Annotated in this window: 14 protein-coding genes; 10 read left to right on the top strand and 4 right to left on the bottom strand. The window is 52.1% G+C overall.

Annotated features, from left to right (window positions below; all coding sequences use genetic code 11):
* Positions 1 to 3: 3 nt before the first annotated feature.
* The 6 genes from HYT76_08730 to HYT76_08705 all read left to right on the top strand — a co-directional run bounded on the left by HYT76_08730 (position 4) and on the right by HYT76_08705 (position 6,300).
* Positions 4 to 900 (top strand): D-alanine--D-alanine ligase, encoded by an 897-nt coding sequence (locus HYT76_08730; protein MBI2083631.1) that lies wholly within the window; start codon positions 4 to 6, stop codon positions 898 to 900.
* Positions 897 to 1,595, top strand: a complete 699-nt coding sequence (locus HYT76_08725; GenBank protein ID MBI2083630.1) for an FtsQ-type POTRA domain-containing protein — start codon at positions 897 to 899, stop codon at positions 1,593 to 1,595. The genes HYT76_08730 and HYT76_08725 overlap by 4 nt, the downstream gene beginning before the upstream one ends.
* A gap of 4 nt (positions 1,596 to 1,599) precedes the next feature.
* The gene (ftsA, locus tag HYT76_08720) at positions 1,600 to 2,826 is read left to right on the top strand and encodes a cell division protein FtsA (GenBank protein MBI2083629.1); all 1,227 of its coding nucleotides are present in this window, start codon (positions 1,600 to 1,602) and stop codon (positions 2,824 to 2,826) included.
* Positions 2,826 to 4,088, top strand: coding sequence for a cell division protein FtsZ (gene ftsZ / locus HYT76_08715; protein ID MBI2083628.1), 1,263 nt, complete (start codon positions 2,826 to 2,828; stop codon positions 4,086 to 4,088). The genes ftsA and ftsZ overlap by 1 nt, the downstream gene beginning before the upstream one ends.
* Positions 4,089 to 4,257: 169 nt before the next feature.
* Positions 4,258 to 5,589 carry a transglycosylase SLT domain-containing protein gene (locus HYT76_08710; GenBank protein MBI2083627.1) on the top strand — a complete coding sequence of 444 codons (1,332 nt, stop codon included), beginning with the start codon at positions 4,258 to 4,260 and terminating at the stop codon, positions 5,587 to 5,589.
* Positions 5,590 to 5,607: 18 nt separating this feature from the next.
* On the top strand, positions 5,608 to 6,300 hold the full coding sequence (locus HYT76_08705; GenBank protein MBI2083626.1) for a hypothetical protein: 693 nt from the start codon (positions 5,608 to 5,610) through the stop codon (positions 6,298 to 6,300).
* Here the strand turns inward: HYT76_08705 and HYT76_08700 are convergent.
* The 3 genes from HYT76_08700 to HYT76_08690 all read right to left on the bottom strand — a co-directional run bounded on the left by HYT76_08700 (position 6,257) and on the right by HYT76_08690 (position 8,129).
* Entirely contained in the window at positions 6,257 to 7,516 is a 1,260-nt protein-coding gene (locus HYT76_08700; protein ID MBI2083625.1) for a S41 family peptidase, read from the bottom strand. The two genes, HYT76_08705 and HYT76_08700, sit on opposite strands and share 44 nt — an antisense overlap.
* A 123-nt stretch (positions 7,517 to 7,639) precedes the next feature.
* A complete protein-coding gene (locus HYT76_08695) occupies positions 7,640 to 7,870 on the bottom strand; it encodes a CopG family transcriptional regulator (GenBank protein ID MBI2083624.1) in 231 nt (76 codons plus the stop codon).
* Positions 7,842 to 8,129 carry a BrnT family toxin gene (locus HYT76_08690; GenBank protein ID MBI2083623.1) on the bottom strand — a complete coding sequence of 96 codons (288 nt, stop codon included), beginning with the start codon at positions 8,127 to 8,129 and terminating at the stop codon, positions 7,842 to 7,844. The genes HYT76_08695 and HYT76_08690 overlap by 29 nt, the downstream gene beginning before the upstream one ends.
* A gap of 393 nt (positions 8,130 to 8,522) precedes the next feature.
* Here HYT76_08690 and HYT76_08685 point away from each other — a divergent pair, with 393 nt between their 5' ends.
* The 3 genes from HYT76_08685 to HYT76_08675 are packed head-to-tail and all read left to right on the top strand — an operon-like array spanning position 8,523 to position 16,358.
* Positions 8,523 to 13,040: a DUF4215 domain-containing protein gene (locus HYT76_08685; protein MBI2083622.1), complete on the top strand. Its 4,518-nt coding sequence runs from the start codon at positions 8,523 to 8,525 to the stop codon at positions 13,038 to 13,040.
* Entirely contained in the window at positions 13,037 to 15,916 is a 2,880-nt protein-coding gene (locus HYT76_08680; protein MBI2083621.1) for a hypothetical protein, read from the top strand. Before HYT76_08685 ends, HYT76_08680 begins: the two co-directional genes overlap by 4 nt.
* On the top strand, positions 15,882 to 16,358 hold the full coding sequence (locus tag HYT76_08675; protein MBI2083620.1) for a hypothetical protein: 477 nt from the start codon (positions 15,882 to 15,884) through the stop codon (positions 16,356 to 16,358). The genes HYT76_08680 and HYT76_08675 overlap by 35 nt, the downstream gene beginning before the upstream one ends.
* A gap of 7 nt (positions 16,359 to 16,365) precedes the next feature.
* On the opposite strand, the gene HYT76_08670 is transcribed toward HYT76_08675, so the two are convergent.
* Positions 16,366 to 16,962 carry a hypothetical protein gene (locus tag HYT76_08670; GenBank protein MBI2083619.1) on the bottom strand — a complete coding sequence of 199 codons (597 nt, stop codon included), beginning with the start codon at positions 16,960 to 16,962 and terminating at the stop codon, positions 16,366 to 16,368.
* 101 nt (positions 16,963 to 17,063) lie between these two features.
* Here HYT76_08670 and HYT76_08665 point away from each other — a divergent pair, with 101 nt between their 5' ends.
* The gene (locus tag HYT76_08665; protein ID MBI2083618.1) at positions 17,064 to 18,899 is read left to right on the top strand and encodes a transketolase; all 1,836 of its coding nucleotides are present in this window, start codon (positions 17,064 to 17,066) and stop codon (positions 18,897 to 18,899) included.
* Positions 18,900 to 18,945: the final 46 nt, after the last annotated feature.

Here is an 18,945-nt window from a genome sequence, read left to right as displayed (position 1 = left end):
ACGATGAAGGTTGGTGTTCTGATGGGAGGGCTCTCGAAGGAGCGTGAGATCTCACTGAAGAGTGGCCGCGCTGTTGCGGCTGCGTTGAAGAATCGTGGATACGAGGTGGTCGAGATCGATGCGCAGAGGGATCTCGCGAATAAACTCTCTTCGGAGCGGATTGATGTGGCAGTGATCATGCTTCACGGCCGCTGGGGAGAGGATGGGACCATGCAGGGGATGCTCGAGATCCTCGGGATTCCTTATTCAGGATCCGGTCCTTTGGCCTCGGCGGTTTCCCTCGATAAGGAACTTACAAAACGGATTGTTTTCCAGGCCGGAATTCGAACTCCGAAATGGCAGACGGTCTTTTTGAAGGACCTGAAATCATTTGGCTCCCTCTCTTTTCCGCTTCCGGTGATTGTGAAGCCGAATCGGGAGGGGTCGACGATCGGGATAACGATTATTAAAGAGATACGGAATCTGATGCCGGCCCTCGTAGAGGCGGGAAAATACGATGAGACGATCCTGATTGAAGAGTTTATTTTCGGGAAAGAAATTACGGTGGGGATTGTTGACGGAAGGCCGCTCCCAGCTCTCGAGATCGTTCCCAAGAGCGGTTTTTATGATTTTCAATCCAAATATACGAAGGGGATGACTGAGTATATCGTCCCCGCCCGGATTTCCAAAGAGGATGAGAAAGAGATGATCGAGATGACGGTGAAGGTCTACGATCTCTTGAGACTGCAGGGGATTGCCCGTGCCGATTTCATCCTCGCAGAAAAATCGTATTTTATTGAGATCAATTCAATCCCCGGCATGACGGAGACGAGTCTTGTCCCGAAGGCAGCGGCATCGGTCGGGATCAGTTTTGAAGATTTGTGTGAGAGTCTCGTGAAGGGAGCCTCGCTGAAGATATGAGAAAAATTCTTTTAAAAACGTGGTGGTTGTTGGCGCTGTGCGGTTTTGTTGCCGCCTTGATCTTTCTTCCGCCGCTTGGCCCCTTTCAGCTCAAGGAGATTGTGGTGGTGACGCCACCGACCCGGATTTCCCACAACGATCTCGTTGCGCTGGCCAATTTGAAAAAAGGGGAGAATCTCCTCTCATTACGGCTTCGGGAGGTCAGCAAGCGTCTCCTCAATTCCCCATGGATTGAGGGGGTCGCCTTGGCGAAGGCCTACCCCGGTCGTCTGCTGATCTCGGTTCAAGAGCAGGAACCGGTCGCCCTGTTGAAGGATGATCGATTTTATCTTGTGAATCGGCAGGGGGTGATCTTCAAGGCGTTGGAAGGGAAGGATCCGAGGAACTTCCCTCTGATTACCGGTCTCAAGAAACCGAAATCCGAAGAGCTTCTCCCTTTGATCGCGCTGATCCGCTCTTTTTACAACCAGGATTCGCTTCGTCTGATCGGTTTGTCTGAAGTTCAATGGAGCAAGGGGAAGGGAGTTTCGCTTTTCACGGTGAAACCTGTTTTGAAAGTTATTTTGGGGAAGGATCGTTGGGAAGAGCGCCTCGAAAAATTGGCACACATTGTTCCTGAAGTTCCTGCCAAACGAGGGGTGCCTGTTCTCATCGATCTGACGTATGAAAAACGAGTTTTTTTAAAAGGGGGGTAAATCTATGGGCAAAGAAGACGACATCATTGTAGGGCTCGATATCGGGACCACAAAAATTTCTGCCATCGTGGCAGAAAAAGGTGAGGATGGAGTCGATATTATTGGCATCGGCACGACTCCTTCTCGCGGCTTGAGAAAGGGTGTCGTGATCAATATCGAAAGTACTGTCGATTCGATCCGACGCGCGGTCGAAGAGGCCGAGATCATGTGCGGCCGGAAAATTGATACGATTTATACAGGCATCGCTGGCGGTCATATTCGTGGGATCAACAGCCATGGGATCGTCGCCCTGAAAGATCGCGAAGTGAAGTCATCCGACCTGGTTCGCGTCTTCGATGCGGCTCAGGCGGTTGCTATCCCGCTGGACCGGGAGGTGATTCATGTCATCCCGCAGGAATTTGTCGTGGATGAGCAGGATGGGATCAAGGATCCGGTCGGGATGTCGGGTGTACGATTGGAGGCGAAGGTTCATATTGTTACCGCCGCGGTGACTTCGGCTGAAAATATCGTGAAATGTTGCAATCGTGCTGGACTTGAAGTGAAAGACATCATACTGGAACAGTTGGCCTCTGCAGAATCCACACTGTCACCAGAGGAGAAGGAATTGGGGGTAGCTCTCATTGATATCGGTGGTGGCACAACCGATCTCGCGATATTCTCAGGCGGAAGTCTTGTCCACACGGCCGTTTTGTCGATCGGGGGGAATCATATCACCAATGACCTTGCGATCGGACTTCGAACCCCTTTTGTCGAGGCGGAAAAAGTGAAGCTTCGTTATGGGTGTGCGCTTTCATCGATGGTTCAGAAGGAAGAGACGATCGAGGTCTCCTCGATGGGAGGGGGGGCTGACCGGATCCTTTCCCGACAGATCTTGACAGAAATTATCGAACCTCGTGTTGAAGAGGTTTTTTCATTGATTCGCCAAGAGATTGTGAAGTCAGGTTATGAAGATCTGATCTCCTCCGGCGTTGTACTGACAGGAGGAAGCGCCTTGATGGAGGGGATGCCGGAGCTTGCCGAACAGGTGTTCAGCTCTCATGTCCGGCGTGGTGTCCCTCGCGGGATCGGGGGGCTTGTCGAGGTGGTGAAGAGCCCCTTGTATGCGACGGGAGTTGGGTTGGTTCTGTATGGAAGCCGGTCCCAAGGGGATCGTCTCTTCCGTACGCATGAAGGAAATGTGTATCGGAAGGTGAAGGAGCGGATGAAAGAGTGGCTTGAGGAGCTATTCTAATGAAGGAAAACTCTTCGATTCCAATCAAGGGGGCATCGATCAAGGTGATCGGTGTCGGTGGCGGAGGAGGGAATGCGATCAATACAATGATCGAAGGGGGACTTTCAAAGGTCCAGTTCATTGCAGCCAATACCGACCTTCAGGCGTTGAATGGGAGTCAGGCTCCTTACAAGATCCAGCTCGGGAAAGAACTGACACGAGGTTTGGGGGCAGGTGCGAATCCAGATGTGGGAAGGCGTGCGGCGATCGAAAGTGAAGCGGAGGTTACTCAGCTATTAGAAGGATCTGATATGGTCTTTCTGACCTCCGGGATGGGAGGCGGGACCGGGACAGGGGCAACACCGGTGATTGCGCGGATTGCGAAGGATCTTGGGGCGCTGACCGTCGCTGTGGTCACGAAACCTTTTGCCTTCGAAGGGGCGCGTCGCGGTCGCTATGCCGATGAAGGGCTCGAGGAGCTTCGCGAAACCGTGGATACGCTCATTACGATTCCGAATGAACGTCTTTTGATCTTGGCTGGAAAAGAGATGACGATGATGGAGGCGTTTCAACGGACGGATGAGGTTCTTCTTCATGCGGTTCAGGGGATCTCCGATCTGATTCTGGTTCATGGCATGATCAATCTCGATTTTGCCGATGTCCGTGCCGTTATGTCCGGAAAAGGGATGGCTCTCTTGGGAAGCGGAGTTGCGAATGGCGAACATCGCGCGATCGAGGCGGCGACACGGGCGATCTCTTCCCCACTCCTGGAAAACGTTTCGATTACCGGGGCGACCGCCCTCCTTTTAAATGTGACAGGGGGATCGGACATGACCCTCTATGAGGTCAATGAGGCTGCTAAGTTGATCCAGGAAGAGGCCTATCATGATGCCAATATTATTTTTGGAGCGGTGATTGATGAAAAGATCTCACCCAAGGGTTCCATCCGAGTCACGGTGATCGCGACCGGGTTTGATCAAAAGAAACGTCCAATGACCTCCTTCACCGCCTATCAAAAGAAACCCCAACAATCTGAAACAACTACCCATTTTGAACAACCTGCCTCGCGGCAAGGCGGGCCGGCTTCTCCGCTTGCTGCCCGACCCTCAAATGGGTTATCCTTCTCCAGAAAGTCGGGTCGTGAGGAGGCTGAACGGACGAAGATACCTATCAAGACCGATCTCAAGAAATTGATGGCCGACTTGGGACCGGAGGCGTTTACGGCGGATGCGGAGGGAGATGAGTATGATATCCCGACTTTCTTGCGCAAACATGCGGACTAGGATGTTGATAAAGGCCCATCTGCGGCGTTGCCTTTCTCGGCCGCTCCTTGCGGCGTACGATCCAAGTACGCCTCAGTCGGGCCTCGTCAGGCGCCTTGCATCTGGGCGCTTTCTCAACATCCTCGGAATTTTCTTGTGTACAACTTCCCTGCTTTCCTCTGGTTGCGCGATGATGCCTAAGAGGGGCAGCGCCGTCGACAACTCGGTCGAAAATGCAATCCCGCAGGATCACTTCGCAGAATTTCAGGCAGAACCGGTCCCTCTCGTGATGAACGATCGTGTACAGGACTGGATTACTTATTTTCAGGGGGCCGGCAGGGAACGGTTCACCCTTTATCTGAGCCGTTCCGGAAAATATATCCCGATGATGAAGAAGATCCTGCGACAGTACGGTCTGCCGGAGGATCTGGTCTATCTCGCGCTCATTGAGAGTGGTTTCAATCCCCATGCCTATTCCCGCGCACGAGCGACCGGGACATGGCAGTTCATCTATCGTACCGGGCTCCGTTACGGCCTTCGAGTCGATGCCTGGATTGATGAGCGTCGTGATCCTGAAAAATCGACCGTTGCCGCTGCGAAGTATCTGAAGGATCTCCACGATCGTTTCGATGACTGGTATCTCGCCGCAGCAGGTTACAACGCGGGAGAGGGGAAGATCCAACGCGCGATCTATCGGTATCGAACCGAGGATTTTTGGGAAATGTCGAGACGAAAGTATCTGAAGCGTGAAACGAAAAATTATGTCCCCAAGTTGATTGCGGCAGCCCTCATCAGCAAAAATCCGAAGGAGTATGGTTTCGCCGATGTTCCGTATGAAGATCCGGTTCACTACGACAAGGTGATTATCGAGACACCCACTGACCTTCGCGTCGCTGCTGAATGCGCAGGGGTCACCTATGAAGAGATCAAGGTCTTGAATCCCGAGTTGAGCCTGTGGGTCACACCGCCTCATTATCCAGACTATGAGCTGAAGGTCCCTCATGGGACAGAGGACCGATTCAAGGTTCGTTACGCTGCGCTGACACCAGCGGAAAGGATCGCGACCTCGGTTCATGAGGTCAAAGGAAAAGAATCCTTGACTCAGATCGCCTCCCGATACCGGATCCCGCCTAAATTTTTAGCGGCAGTGAATCGGGTCAGTCCGGAAGGGCGTCTTGATGCCGGCCAGCAGATCTTGATTCCGAACAGTCCTCCCGAAGGGGAGCGGTTTAAAGACCCTGTCTTCAAGGAAAAGGGGAAACATCGCGCGAAGGCATCGGGGAAGAAGGTGGCACTGAAAAAGCCGATGCCGAAGATCCAATCCCCGCTAGTGAGATCAGGAGGGAGCTTTACGGTTCATACCGTCAGGCCCGGAGATACGCTGTGGGAGATTGCGAAGCAATATAATGTCAGCGTTCAGGAGATCAAGCGGTGGAACAAGATCACCCATCACAGGCAGGTTCAGCCGGGGCAACGTTTGAAGATCCTTATTCCAGGTCCTCCCCCCTCCGACAAGGTCTAATGAGCTCCTTCTCCCTCCATGTTTAAACGAATCCTCCTGACAATTCTTGTTTTCTATTCGCTTGCGGCGCTTGGGGAAGAGTTTTTTTCCGATGGGGGATACGAAGGGAAAATGGTTTGGGGCAAGATGGTGGCGACGATCCCGGCCCCACCGCAGTTTGTCTGGGAGATCTATATAGATGTTAACCAATGGGACAAGATCGGCATTGCGCGTCTCATCGACAGTCGATTGGTTAATTTAAAAATTGTTGAACAGGTCAAAGAGACCGATGATGTCGATGATTTGTATGAAGCGTTGGGTCCCCAGGTCTTTTCCGTAGAGCCCTTGCGTCGGAAGGGGGGGGAATGGCGGCATCTGCACTTTCAATTTTTCAATGTCCCCTGGCCCATCTCAAATAAATGGCTGGTCCTTGATATGAAGGATATCGAAACCAGGTCGGAGAGGGGGATCTATCGTGCGGAATGGACGCTGGCTGCCGGAAACCTCGAGTCGATGGAGGGGTATATCCAATTTGAACCGAATCAGGGGGACAGGAAAACGACCCGTCTCGAGTATTATGTGAAGGTCAACCCCGGTTCGCATGTCCCAAAATTTCTGGTGCGGTGGGCGGTAAACAGCGCGATGCCAAGGACGATTCAGGCGATCCGACGCGAGACGGTTCGGAGGCTTACTCTTTCTTCTGGAAAACATCCCAGCTCTTCAGGTAGTTGATCGCCGCCTCTTTTTGAAAGTCGATTTCGGTTTCTTCCTCGGCCTCAGCGCTCTTCTTTCCATTCTTTTCCTTTTCCCCTTCGAGATGCCCCTTGAGATCTTTTTCACGCACGAGGCGTTCTGAGAGCTTGATCGCTTCAGCCGATTCCGGTGTCGAGACCATCAAATCCGGTTTGATCCCCTCTGCCTGGATCGATCGCCCCGAGGGGGTGAAATAGCGCGCGACGGTCAGTTTCAAGGCGGCCCCTTGTCCCACCTCGAAGATCGTTTGTACCGATCCCTTGCCAAAAGTTTGGGTTCCCAAAAGTACGGCTCGCTTGTGATCCTGAAGAGCCCCCGCGACAATCTCACTCGCCGATGCGGTTCCTCCATTGATCAGGACAACGATCGGGTAGTCGGGTTCATTGCCGGCCTTGACCGCCTCCTGTTTATCGGTCTCTTCATTGCGGCTCACTGTGGAAACGATCGTTCCTTCTTTTAAGAATCGATCGGCAACCTCTATCGCTTGATCCAGAAGGCCTCCAGGGTTGTTTCTTAAATCAATAATCAGCCCCCGCAGTGGTTCTTTAAATTTCTTAAGGGATTTTTCGAGTTCTTTTCCGGTTTCCTCCTGGAAGGAGGAGATTCGGAGATAACCGTATCCCCCTTCAATCAACTCCGATCGGACACTCTGGATCCGGATAATATTGCGAATCAGGGTAACATTGAAAGGTTCCCTGTTTTCCCGTTTGATCGTGAGGGTGATCTTGCTCCCCCTTTTCCCCCGCATTCTTTTGACCGCATCGGGCAAGGTCATTTCCCGTGTCGAGACCTCATCGATCTTCAGGATCTTGTCCCCCTCACGAATTTTGGCCTCGTAAGCCGGCGTTCCTTCGATCGGAGAGACGACCGTCAGGATATTGTCTTTCATAGTGACTTCAATCCCGACACCACCAAACTTCCCTTCGGTGTCGACCTTGAGTTCGTCATAAATATCGGGGGAGAGGAAAGCGGAATGGGGATCCAGCGTGGCGAGCATCCCACGGATCGCCCCATAGATCATATCCTTTTCGGAAACCTCTTCGACGTAGTTTATCTGAACAAAATGAAGGACCTTCGTGAAGAGGTCGAGATGTTTATAGAGATCTTCGTTGTTTTTGACCTCTTTTTTCTCGGAATAAGAAGGCGATGAGAGGCCGATCAAAAGGATCAAAAGGGCAAGACGAAGTTTTTTCATGGAATGGTCATGATGATGCCATGGGAAGTTGAAATGTCAACCTAACAAGAACCCATACTTTCTTCTGTTATAACAAAGATATAACAAATCGGTGTTGCTGTCGAAGAGGGCAGAGATCCGTTCTTATTGATAATGCAGGGTGTAAAGATCAATGAGCTTTCGGATCATCTTCTGATACTGGGTATGTTGCTCTTTGGCCTTTCTCTTGAAAAATTCAATACTAGCTCGACTCAGAGAGATCGTTACCTTCATGTTTTCTTTCTTGAAGACCAGCTCATGAGGCGGAGGGAGAAAATCCTCTACGACTTTCAAGACCCCCATCGGTTCATTGGTGTATTTGATTTTCTTTTTCATAAATCGCCTTACCCCTTCTCCAGTATCCAGCCCCAAAAATGCGAATTACGCCCTTTCGATAGGTGAATCGTACCGTCAATATTCCTCCACTTGCCTGCCCTATGCAATAATACCGAGCTTCCCCGGCACTGTGCGTTACATCCCTCATGATGACACGACGAGGATCTGCGAAGGCATATTGCGCCTGCCCAAACGAAACCCCATGTTTCGCCTGATTGAACTGATCCTTTCTTGCATCCCATTCGAAGGTCTCCTTCACCGGGATAGACTACACTTTTGGGCAAAAAAAGCCATATAAAAATACATATATCTCCCCTGGGAGGGATGATTTGGGCTCAACGCCTCTTTTTTCGGGAATTTTTTCGAAACCATTCGGCGAGTTCGTCGCGGGTCATAGGCTTATTGGCCAATTTCATCATTAAATCGTAAAGTTCTAGATTGGTTTTTTCAATAAACACTTTGAGTCGGTTGGGCAATGGCTGAATCGAGAAGTCCCTCGTCCTTTCTCACCTAATTATTTTATCAATTTGATAACTTTTATCATTATAATAATGTTTTGGAACCGACGTTTTGATTAGTCTCATTTATTTCAACATGTTATAAATAGAGCTAAATGTTCGTTATGGCACGTTGTTTGCAACATTTAAAACATGTGAAGTTTTGGGCTATCCTCCTGATCGTGCTTTCTGTCCTGCTCACCTCTCCTCGCCATGCGGAGGCGGTTGATCTTTGGGTACACGCTCTATCGGCCGTACCACCGAGCGATCTTGATGAAGAGTTAGGAGCGTTGGGTTTCCCCTTCAACTACAGGCTGTTGATTCATATTATGCCGACAGGTTCTGAAGAAGTAACTGGTGTGGTGGTAAGGTTCGATTTTTCAGGAAGTATCTCTTCTCTTCGCGATATCGGTGAAACTGATGGACGTTGCTACGATACAACAGATCCGCATCTGGCACTTTGTGTGGTCGACGAAATCGAGTCTTTGGGTTACGCAAGCATCCAATTTTCCGTTACACCGACGGAACTAGGTGAATTGACGGCAACAGCGACTCTCGTCGATTCCTATCCTAGTGATACCAATGCCACGAACAACAGTGATTCCTTCACAATGACTATTTTTTCTCCCTGCGGAGATGGAACGATCGATGCCGGTGCCGGGGAAGGGTGTGATGACGGAAATATGGTTAATGGAGACGGCTGTGATGCCAACTGCACCACAACCTCCTGCGGAAATGGAATCCAGACGGTTGGGGAAGCCTGCGACGACGGCAATGTCGTGAATGGAGACGGCTGCAACGATCGCTGCGAAGTGACCTTTGCCTGCAGCGATGGGGTGGATAACGATACCGATGGCCTTGAGGATATCGCCGATCCCGGTTGTTATACAGGTGGAAACATCACAGTGGCCGGTGACTATCACCCGGAGGATAACGATGAAACCCACGAGGCCCGTTGCGGCAACGGGGCCGTTGGCGATTTGACGACTGAAATTTGTGACGATGGAAATGCGGTCGATGGAGACGGCTGTGACTTAAACTGCACCGCAACCTCCTGCGGAAACGGAATCCGGACGGCGGGAGAAGCTTGCGACGACGGGGATAGCGTTGATACCGATGCCTGCCGGAATAATTGCACGCTCCCCCGATGCGGCGATGGAATTGCCTCGACCGGTGAGGCCTGTGACGACGGGAACACAACACCCTACGACGGTTGCGATATGCTCTGTCAGACCGAACCGGAGGTCAGAAATCGTCGATGGAATATTCAAACTATTGACGACGGAACCGACGAGGTCGGAAAATATTCCTCCCTGGCCTTGGGCCCCGAGGGCCGGTCGTATATCGCCTATTACCGGGATATGACGAACGACCTGATGTATCTCAAAAAAAGGGAAAATGGATCGTGGGGGCAATTTCGAGTCACTGCAACAGGTTCCGGTTATACCGGAAAACTCAGAATCGTTGGAGAAAGGATGCATTTTCTCTACAGCAGGGCCGCTGTCATCGGGGAAGACAACCTCTTTCATCAAGACAAGCCGCTTGTCGGTTCCCTTTCGGCGGTCTCGTCGTTTCCCGGTCAGGGAAATGCCGCCGACCTTGGCCTGACCCCCTGGGGATCTCCGGTCGTCACCTTCAAGAAATCCGGTTCCGGTTCCTGTTTGGGAACAACTGTCGCCTCAGAGCGGCTCGCCTTGGCCTGGCGCGAGGGAACAACCTGGCACTGTGCCCCGATCACCCCTTATTCGGTCGCCGGTGTTCAGTCGCTAGTCGTTGACCCGACCGGAGCGATCCATATCGTTTATTCCCTAACCTCCGAGGGAAGGACAATCCTCGGCTACCGCAAGTCATCGGTTCCGGCGAGTGATGGGAGTTACTCGTGGGCCGGTTCAGGCACCATTACCAGCACCAACCTCCTCCTTTCAGGGGACCCATCTCCCCATACAATATCTTTGTCCATCGACGTCGATGCCGCCAATCAGGCCCATACCTGCTATTATTCTTCTTACTCGCATGCTTTGTTCTATGCCCGTTTTGAGTCAGGCTCTTGGATACGCGACAGAATCGATGGCACCCTCTCTTCTTACGACTCAAATGATGTTGGGCGAGACTGTCAAATCGCCGTTGATCGGACCCGAGGGATTATCCATGTTAGCTACTATGACAACGAACACCACACCCTCAAATATGCCCAAAGGCCGCTTGCCGGAAGAAGTTGGGCAAAAGTGACCGTTGATTCTCCGTCAGGAATCGACGTTGGAAAATATAACTCTCTCGAGATCGATTCCCAGGGGCTGGCCCACATCAGTTACTATGATGCGACCAATAAAGATTTAAAATATGCCACTAACGCGGGGATCTGCGGGAACCAGGTCTTGGAGCTACCGGAGGGTTGTGACGACGGCAACACAAATAATGGAGATAGTTGCAGTGCTGCTTGCGAGCAGGAATCGGAGAGCGGTCCCCGGTGCGGCAATGCGACTGTCGAGATCGGTGAGTCGTGTGACGACGGGAATGCGGTCAGTGAAGATGGCTGCAGCGCCTCCTGCCAGCGGGAAGCGGTCTGCGGAAACAGGACTGTGGAATGGGGAGAAACCTGCGATGATGGAAACAGCGTCTCCGGCGATCGGTGTGATTCTTACTGTCTGGTAGAACCTCCAACCTCTTCCGGGTCAGGTTCTTCATCGACCGTAACAGGAGGGTCACGATCCATAGGAGGTTCGGGAGGAGGCTCGGGCTCCGCCGGTATCGTTGCCACGGTTTTTGAACCGTCCGGTGCCTTTTATAACCAAATTCCCTCTCCCCAGTTTCAGATCGAGGAGATCGATCCGGCTGATGGTGCTGAGCACTGGGTTGTGGCCAATGGCCTCATCGGGGATGGAAGCGGCTATTTCTGCTCCCCGTACCGAAGTTCGACGTATCCCCTGACCGATGAATTCAATGCCTATCAAGACGCGATGGGAGAGAGGGTTACCCACCCCGATCATCATTCCACCGGCTTCAGGGCGAATGCTGGGAGTTATCGCCTCTATCGCCTGACCGACCACTGCCGCATCGAGGGATGCGGGGCCGGGGTCATTGTGCCGGATCAACAAACTTTTCTCTTGGGGATCCCCCAGGTTGCGATGAGCTGTTACCCGATCGGCAAGCAGGAATTTTATGGGGACATCAGTTACGAAGATCTTGAAGCCCGGCATGATGCACTCGATGATTCATCCAGAAACAACTGGTGGGACAATTCCAACTTTCTCTTCGGCCGTTATCTCCTGAAAAAACTCCCGGTTGACGAGGTCACCAGCTCTCTGACACTCCTTGATGACGAAACAGAGCTCCTGCCGTCCGGGTTCAACTACTTTGAGTGCCCCTATAGCAAAGAGCACCTGGTTCATAGCTTCACCTGCGCTGAACTCGCAAAAATTGACTGGTACAAGAAAAATAACCCCCGGATTTCCTGGGGGACCAATTCTGGACGCGATGGGGAGATCAACCAGGAGGCGCGGATCTTCTTCAAAACCTTGTTGACCCAAGCGAAGGATCGGATCGGCGCGCAGATTGCCGATCGGACAACCTTTACCGACACCTATCAGACTTGGGGAGGTGGCGGCTTAACCAACTTGGAGCGGGAGATGGCCGAGATTGTGATTAACGCCTATAACATCTTGGATGACATGACTCCACGGCTCGTCGGCGCGAACTGTTCCGGCTTTGTGAGTTGTCTTGCTGAGACTGCAGGTATCTATACTGGAAACAAGATCCGATTGAAACAGGGACCGGTCGTGAGGGGGGCAATTGTAAAATATGACGACACCGAACATGACAACCAGTTCATCATCCGGAGCGACATCGCAGGGGATTGCCAGGCGAAGCGGGCACTCAATTCCGATGCGCGGTTCAATGTCAGCGATTGCATCCCGTCGTATGGCCGCCGAGAGGATGGCGGCATTGTTGAAGACTATTTTCCCGACGACCCGGGAGTGGAAATCTACGACCCGGCACCGGCGGAATCAGGCCCCCATTTCTTGGCCTCCCGACCGGCCCCCGCCGTCAAATCGGCACCCGGCTACGCCTGTCTCGTCGCGGGAAAATTGGCCCACCAGATGATCCATGCCTATTTCCTAAGAACCCTGGGGCACAATCGAATGGAGAGCTATCCCTCTCCGGAGGCCCTTTGGGAGGAAGAGCAGGCCAACATGACCGAGGCGTTGGTCATTGATGCCTTGACCGCTCTCAATTATTGCCCGGGGCCATTGACCAACACCTTTCAAAAAGAAGATTTCGTTCGTTCGACCTGGACCACGCGATATGGAACCGCTACCGGAGTTGGGGGAGGCAACCGGGGAAAAAGATTTTATTATCCCTCTCCCCCGGTCGGCTACGACGGGATTTTTCTAGGCCCCTTCTACACCAACATGAGCAACATCGCCTATGCGCTTTATAGCCACGACCCCGAATCGGCCAGAAACCTGGCCCTCCACCATGCGATCTGTCCGATTCTCGATCCCCCGTCTTTAATGAATAATAATGGTTTGAGTGTCGTCCCCTTTTCTCTTCCCGAGCCGGCTGACTCACGTTCATGGACCGATCACCCGATTAACGAGCGTAATCCCCCTGCCGATCAGATCGGAAGGGATCAACAAATCAATCGGCTGAGAAACCAGGGGGGGAAGAGATGAGACGACCCCTCTTACTCCTCGTCATGCTTCTTTGGTTCCCTTTAAGCCTTCAGGCCCAAGGTTTTTCCGATCGGATTCGGGAGGCGGCCGATAGAATTCGAAGCGAGATCACGGATACCATCGCAACCGAAACCATCACAGTAGAGATCCCTCTCCCGGAAGGATGTCGTGAGGAGGAGGTTCATTCTACGGGGATTATGGTTCAATTGACCAACTGTCATCGTTATATTTGTGGACCAAATTTTCATGGGGAGACGACGGTTGATTTCTGCCCCTCAGAGACCGAAGAGAGAACGATTCTGATCCGCTTTCCAAGGCGAGGGCACGACAACTCTGAGTTTCGAGAGATTCATTTAGAACCTGTTCCGGCCATCGATGCCTTCCCCAAATGTGGCACCCATGCGATGACACTTGAGGCCTGGGAGCACTTTCTTTGGGATGAAACAGGAGAAGGAGAGACCTCCTGGAATTGGGATGACTTGGATGATTATCTTTTTTCTTCGGCCTTTGCCCAGGGTTCTGGTCTTGAGAGCCGGGTTCGTGTGGAGTCCACAGGACGATGGTCTGGCCCAGAACAATCTGAGGCAGCCGCCCTCTTTTTTATCGTCGCTGAGAATTTTCAGGCCGCAATTGATGCCGGTCAATATGGGGAAGCAGGCACATTGCCCCGTGCCCTTGCCGAAAGGTTGCTCGCCTCGACCCGATGGGCGACCTCTGCGCTGGATATTGCCTATAATTACCCTCCTGATCTGGATCAGAGCCTCTTGCAGACCCCTATCCCAGAGATTCACTGGGGCCATTTTACGGAGGATGCTTACCTGGGCCTCTTTCGTCGCCTTAGAAGAGGATCAATTATCTACATCAATGAGACTTTTCGGAGCGATCTGGAGGTGGTCTATGCAACCCTCTTGCATGAACTTGTCCATGCGACGAATAGCCAGTCTGGTTATACGAATAGGGGTGACCAAGACTTTCAGGGAGAAATTGTCGACGAATTTCTAGCTGATCTGTCCAATGAGATGGTTTATTCGCGTCACAGCGGCTATCCTTTGGACCCTTCTTCAGGACTGGAGGTAGAAAACAATTACGACAACTTTGTGAATGATCCTTATCAGTCGCTTCTTCAGGAGGCATTGGACCGTCCCGATGTTACGGTTAGCCATCTCCCTCAGCATTATTTGGACCAGCGGGCAGCACAATTTTCTCGTCTAAACCTCGAACCAGAGGAGGCCGTAGAGGTAGGGTTGGAGGTCTCAAGCGAGGTTGATTTCTGCTCTATCGATTCGAGAAGATGTCAGAACCCGCGTGTCTACGATTGGATATTCCCTGACTGTTTTCGACATTCCGCCTATCTTGGAAATCCCCGTTATCTGAATCTGATCCCAGGCTGTCCGGATCCGGATTATCCTAACGAATGGACACGTGCTGAAAGACGGACGTTCACACGGGCCTTTAAGAGGAATTTATACGAGTATCCTGATGAATGGATTCCCGAAGCGAGCAAGATGATTGCGGATATTGAGGCGAGGGGAGGTCTGCTAGCGATCGAGAGAGGGATTCCACATACTGTTGCTACCTCCCTCTCGATTCACCCCTCTATCCACCACGATCATATGGTTAGTCCCTCAGTGAATCATCGCGGGCCGGGAACCCCCGACGATCTCACTCTTGATTCTCCTCCTCCCTTGTCCTCCGATTATTCTCCGCCGGCTCCTCTTAGAAACTGCAATGCCTCTGCTTGTCCCACCCCCGATCCTAACGTGATGCCTGCCGGGTGCGCCACCGTTGAAGGTGGAATTTCAACCAACGGAGATTGCTATGACTACTGTTGGGAACATCGCGGTTTGTGGCATGGCGTTTGCCGGCAGATGAGAGATTATGATCGGGACCAGGCCGGTTGCGAACTTTCCCGGACCCATGAGGATGAATGTGACACCGAACGGGAACGGATGGATGAAGAGGCACGGGAACGGGCAGAGAGGGATGCAAGAGAAGCCAGAGAGAGAGAAGAAGCCGCGCGAGAAGAGGCTGATGATGCAGAACGGGCGGCCCATCCCGACCGGCAGTGTCAGTGGGTTGGTCCTTTAGATTCAACCTCCCGTTGCGGATACTGTGAATGGAATGTCGCGACGAACCGCTATGAGATACCGACCGGAGGGTTGGCAACAGGATGGTCCTCGGCTTGTCCGGAATGTGCCCGCGGGAGTTGCATGGTCTGCACGGGCGCCGCAAGTTGTGGTAGCGGCTCGTCGGGAGGCTCCGGAGGAAGTGGTGGGAGCGGAGGTGGCGGCGGATCCGGCGGAGGAGACGGATTTAGCGACGGCGATACGGACGGAGACGGAACCCCTAACTTTGAAGATCTCGATGATGACGGAGATGGAATAACGGATATTTCCGATCCCGACGATGACAATGACGGCATCGCCGACACGGATGAAGAAAGCGGTTCAGGATCGGGCGGTTCCAGTGATGGCTCCGGCGACGGGACCGGAAGTGACGGCGGAGGCGATAGTTGCGGCGGTGAGACTACCGAATGTCACTATTTCGCGATTCCGGATTATTGCGCCATTGCCAACTGTGACGTCTGCGGCAATTGCACCCGAATTTCCGAACCTCTGACTTGCCCCGATTGTGGTGCCCCGGAACCGCCACCTCCTGACCCGACGCTTTGTTATGTTGTCCTGAACATCCTCCCCGATGACCCGGGATGCTATGAAGCGGATACCTGCGGCTATATCTCTTGCCCGGCAGGTGTCCCATGTCCCCCGTATTCCTCATTCGAAAGCGCGGCCACTATTGCGTATATGGAAGCTAACCTATGCAGCTTTGGATTGGGGATGTATGTGGGCAATTGTTTGGAGTGTTATGACTACTAAACATTTTTCAAAGCTCATCTTGCTTTTGTCACTTTGCTTGCCGCTGTCTGCATCGGCACAAATACAGTCACTCCTTCCCGCTGATGCCGTTTACCGCCAGGATTTGTCTGAAAAGGCTACCGATATGATTAATAGAATGTATGCATCTTTGCAGGGCGGCCCCATGGTTTCCATTCGCAAGATTTATACGACAAAGAGATCCTTTGAAAAAACCAAGGCCTTTTTTCAATCCCACAATGTCGCCCTGACCCCTCTCAATCGAGAAAAGATTCTTCAAAAATCAAAACCGGTGATGGTGGGAAGTTATGGAGTATGGTCGATTATGCTTTATGCCCCCTCAACCTATACTAATCCCGGAACCCGGAAAAAGGTGGAGGAAACCACGATTGTTTTTACAAGACAACCTGTTCCAAGAATTCAAAAAAAAAGGTTGGGAAAATAGCCAAAGATTATCTCGTGGGTGAACTGAGTGTCTCTCTTCTGAGTTCTACGCCATAGTAAAGATGTTCTGAAATCTTAGCGGCAAGCGTTCGTTGAATACCTGATCTGTCTAATCTTGCGAATTCCCCTTCCCGGGTATCTAAAAAGCTCCTTTCAGACTCGGTGATACCTTCCATGTTTTCTCTGGCAATCCGGACAAAGATAAGGCCATCCGCTCCTGACTGAGATAAAGTTGTTTCAAGAAATTGTATTCTCGTCGCCCCACTCAATTTGCCAATAACCCAGCGATAGGCCAGCGATCGGTTCCAAAGCTCTTTGGTGAGTCCCGGCACACCCGTGGGGAACGTGTCGTTAGCACTACCACAGGGCAGATCAGATTTGTCATAGAAGGAGCTGTCTGAAAGGAGTTTGAGCCCGATAACAGGGGACGTTTCCGTCAATCTCCTCCAGGCGGCATGATGTTCTCCGGTGGTTGCACAGGCAGAAACTCTCTTGTCAGGAAGGCAGTCAGGTTTTTCAATAACAGCAAAAGACTGACGCACAACCTGGGCATCGGATGACCCAAGCCGGGCTTGCTGGATCAAGGTTTCTATCGAGATTGTCATAGTATGTATTATGCCATCTCTTATTCAGGAAGAGTAGTTTTTTATTAGCCCTAATCATTCCCTTGCCTTTTCGCGGACGGAAAAGTAGGAAGAGGCCTTCTATGTATTCCGAGACCCAACTTGCTGAACTCGCCCGTCAGGTTCGCTACTGGATCCTGACCTCGACGACCGAGGCAGGGTCCGGACATCCGACAACCTCTCTTTCAGCGACCGATCTGATGGCCGTCCTTTTTTTCCAGTACCTTCGTTACGATCTCGAGAAGCCTCAATATCCGAATAATGATCGCGTCCTTTTTTCAAAAGGGCATGCGGCCCCCCTGCTCTATGCCCTTTATGGTGCCGCGGGGGTTCTAAAACGGGAGGAGATCCTCAAACTCAGATGTTTTGATAGCCTCTTGGAAGGGCACCCGACACCGCGCTTTCCACAAGTCGAGGTAGCGACCGGGAGCCTAGGACAGGGGCTCTCGATCGGCGTTGGCATGGCAATGAATGCCAAATATCTCGACCAACTCCCTTACCGGACTTTTGTCTTGATGGGAGATGGAGAGATGGCGGAGGGGTCGGTCTGGGAGGCGGTTCAGTTGGCTGCCTACTACAAGCTTGATAACCTGATTGGCGTCGTTGATGTGAATCGGCTCGGTCAGAGTCAAGAGACAATGTATGAACATGATGTTGAGGCGTATGCCAAAAGGCTTCGCGCGTTTGACTGGGAGGTTGTCGTCGTTGATGGTCATTCGATTCCTGAAATTCTGAAGGCCTATGAAAAGCTTCTGGACTCTCATAACGGCCAACCGAAGGCGATCGTTGCCCGGACCCTGAAGGGGAAGGGGGTCTCTTTTGTTGAGGATGGTCATGGTTGGCATGGGAAGGCGCTCTCCAAACCGGATTTAGAGAAGGCGCTGAAGGAGCTTGGCACCGTTGATTTTTCTCTGGTCGGGCAAGTTCAGAAGCCGGAACAGAAGTCACCAGTTCGCGTTGATTCTAAAAAAGCGGCGAGGCCGCAGTATGCAAAAGGTGCGTTGGTGGCGACACGTCAGGCGTACGGCCAGGCATTGGCGCGGCTGATTGACGAATATCCAGAGGTCGTGGCGGTCGATGCCGATTGCAAAAACTCGACCTTCTCCGAGCTTGTGAAGAAAAAGGATCCAAAACATTTTTTTGAGATGTTTATTGCGGAACAAAATATGATCGGTGTGGCGATTGGACTCTCAAAGCGTGGCAAGGCCGCCTTCGCCTCCTCATTTGCCTGTTTTCTGACACGCGCCTATGACCAGATTCGGATGGCGGCGGTCAGTCAGGCGAATCTTCGTTGCGTCGGTTCGCATGCCGGTGTTTCGATCGGAGAAGATGGCCCTTCGCAGATGGGGCTTGAGGATCTCTCAATGTTTCGTGCCGTGTCTGGGAGCGCTGTTCTCTATCCCTCCGATGCGGTCGCTACGGAGTATCTCGTGGAAGAGATGATCAAGAGGCCGGGGATCGTCTACATGCGGACGAATCGTCCGGCGACCCCGATCTTGTACGATCTGAACGAAAAATTTCCGATCGGTGGTTCGAAAGTTTTAAAATCCTCCCCAGCTGATAAAGTCACGGTCGTTGGCGCCGGTGTCACACTGAACGAGGCGCTTAAGGCGTCTGATCTCTTGGCGAAAGAAGGGATCTCGATCCGTGTGATCGATTGTTATTCTGTGAAACCGATCGATGAGGCCACTCTGAAAAAGGCGGCCAAAGAGACCAAGGCGATTGTTGTTGTCGAGGATCACTGGTTTGAAGGCGGATTGGGCGATGCCGTCTTGAATGTTTTCGCTGAAAGGCCCTTGGTTCCGGTTATTAAAATGGCGATCTGCCAACTCTCCCGCTCTGGGAAACCAGCCGAGCTCATGGATGCCCATGGCATCTCCGCCGCGCATATTGTGCGAAAAGTCAAAGAACTCGTTTAAAAATCATTTGTCAACTTGTCGTGAAGCGATATGATGCCCCTACTTT

This window comes from Deltaproteobacteria bacterium, assembly GCA_016180845.1.
GTDB lineage: Bacteria > UBA10199 > UBA10199 > JACPAL01 > JACPAL01 > JACPAK01.
Note: the sequence above shows the minus strand (reverse complement) of the source record. Positions and strands in the feature narration are given on the sequence as shown.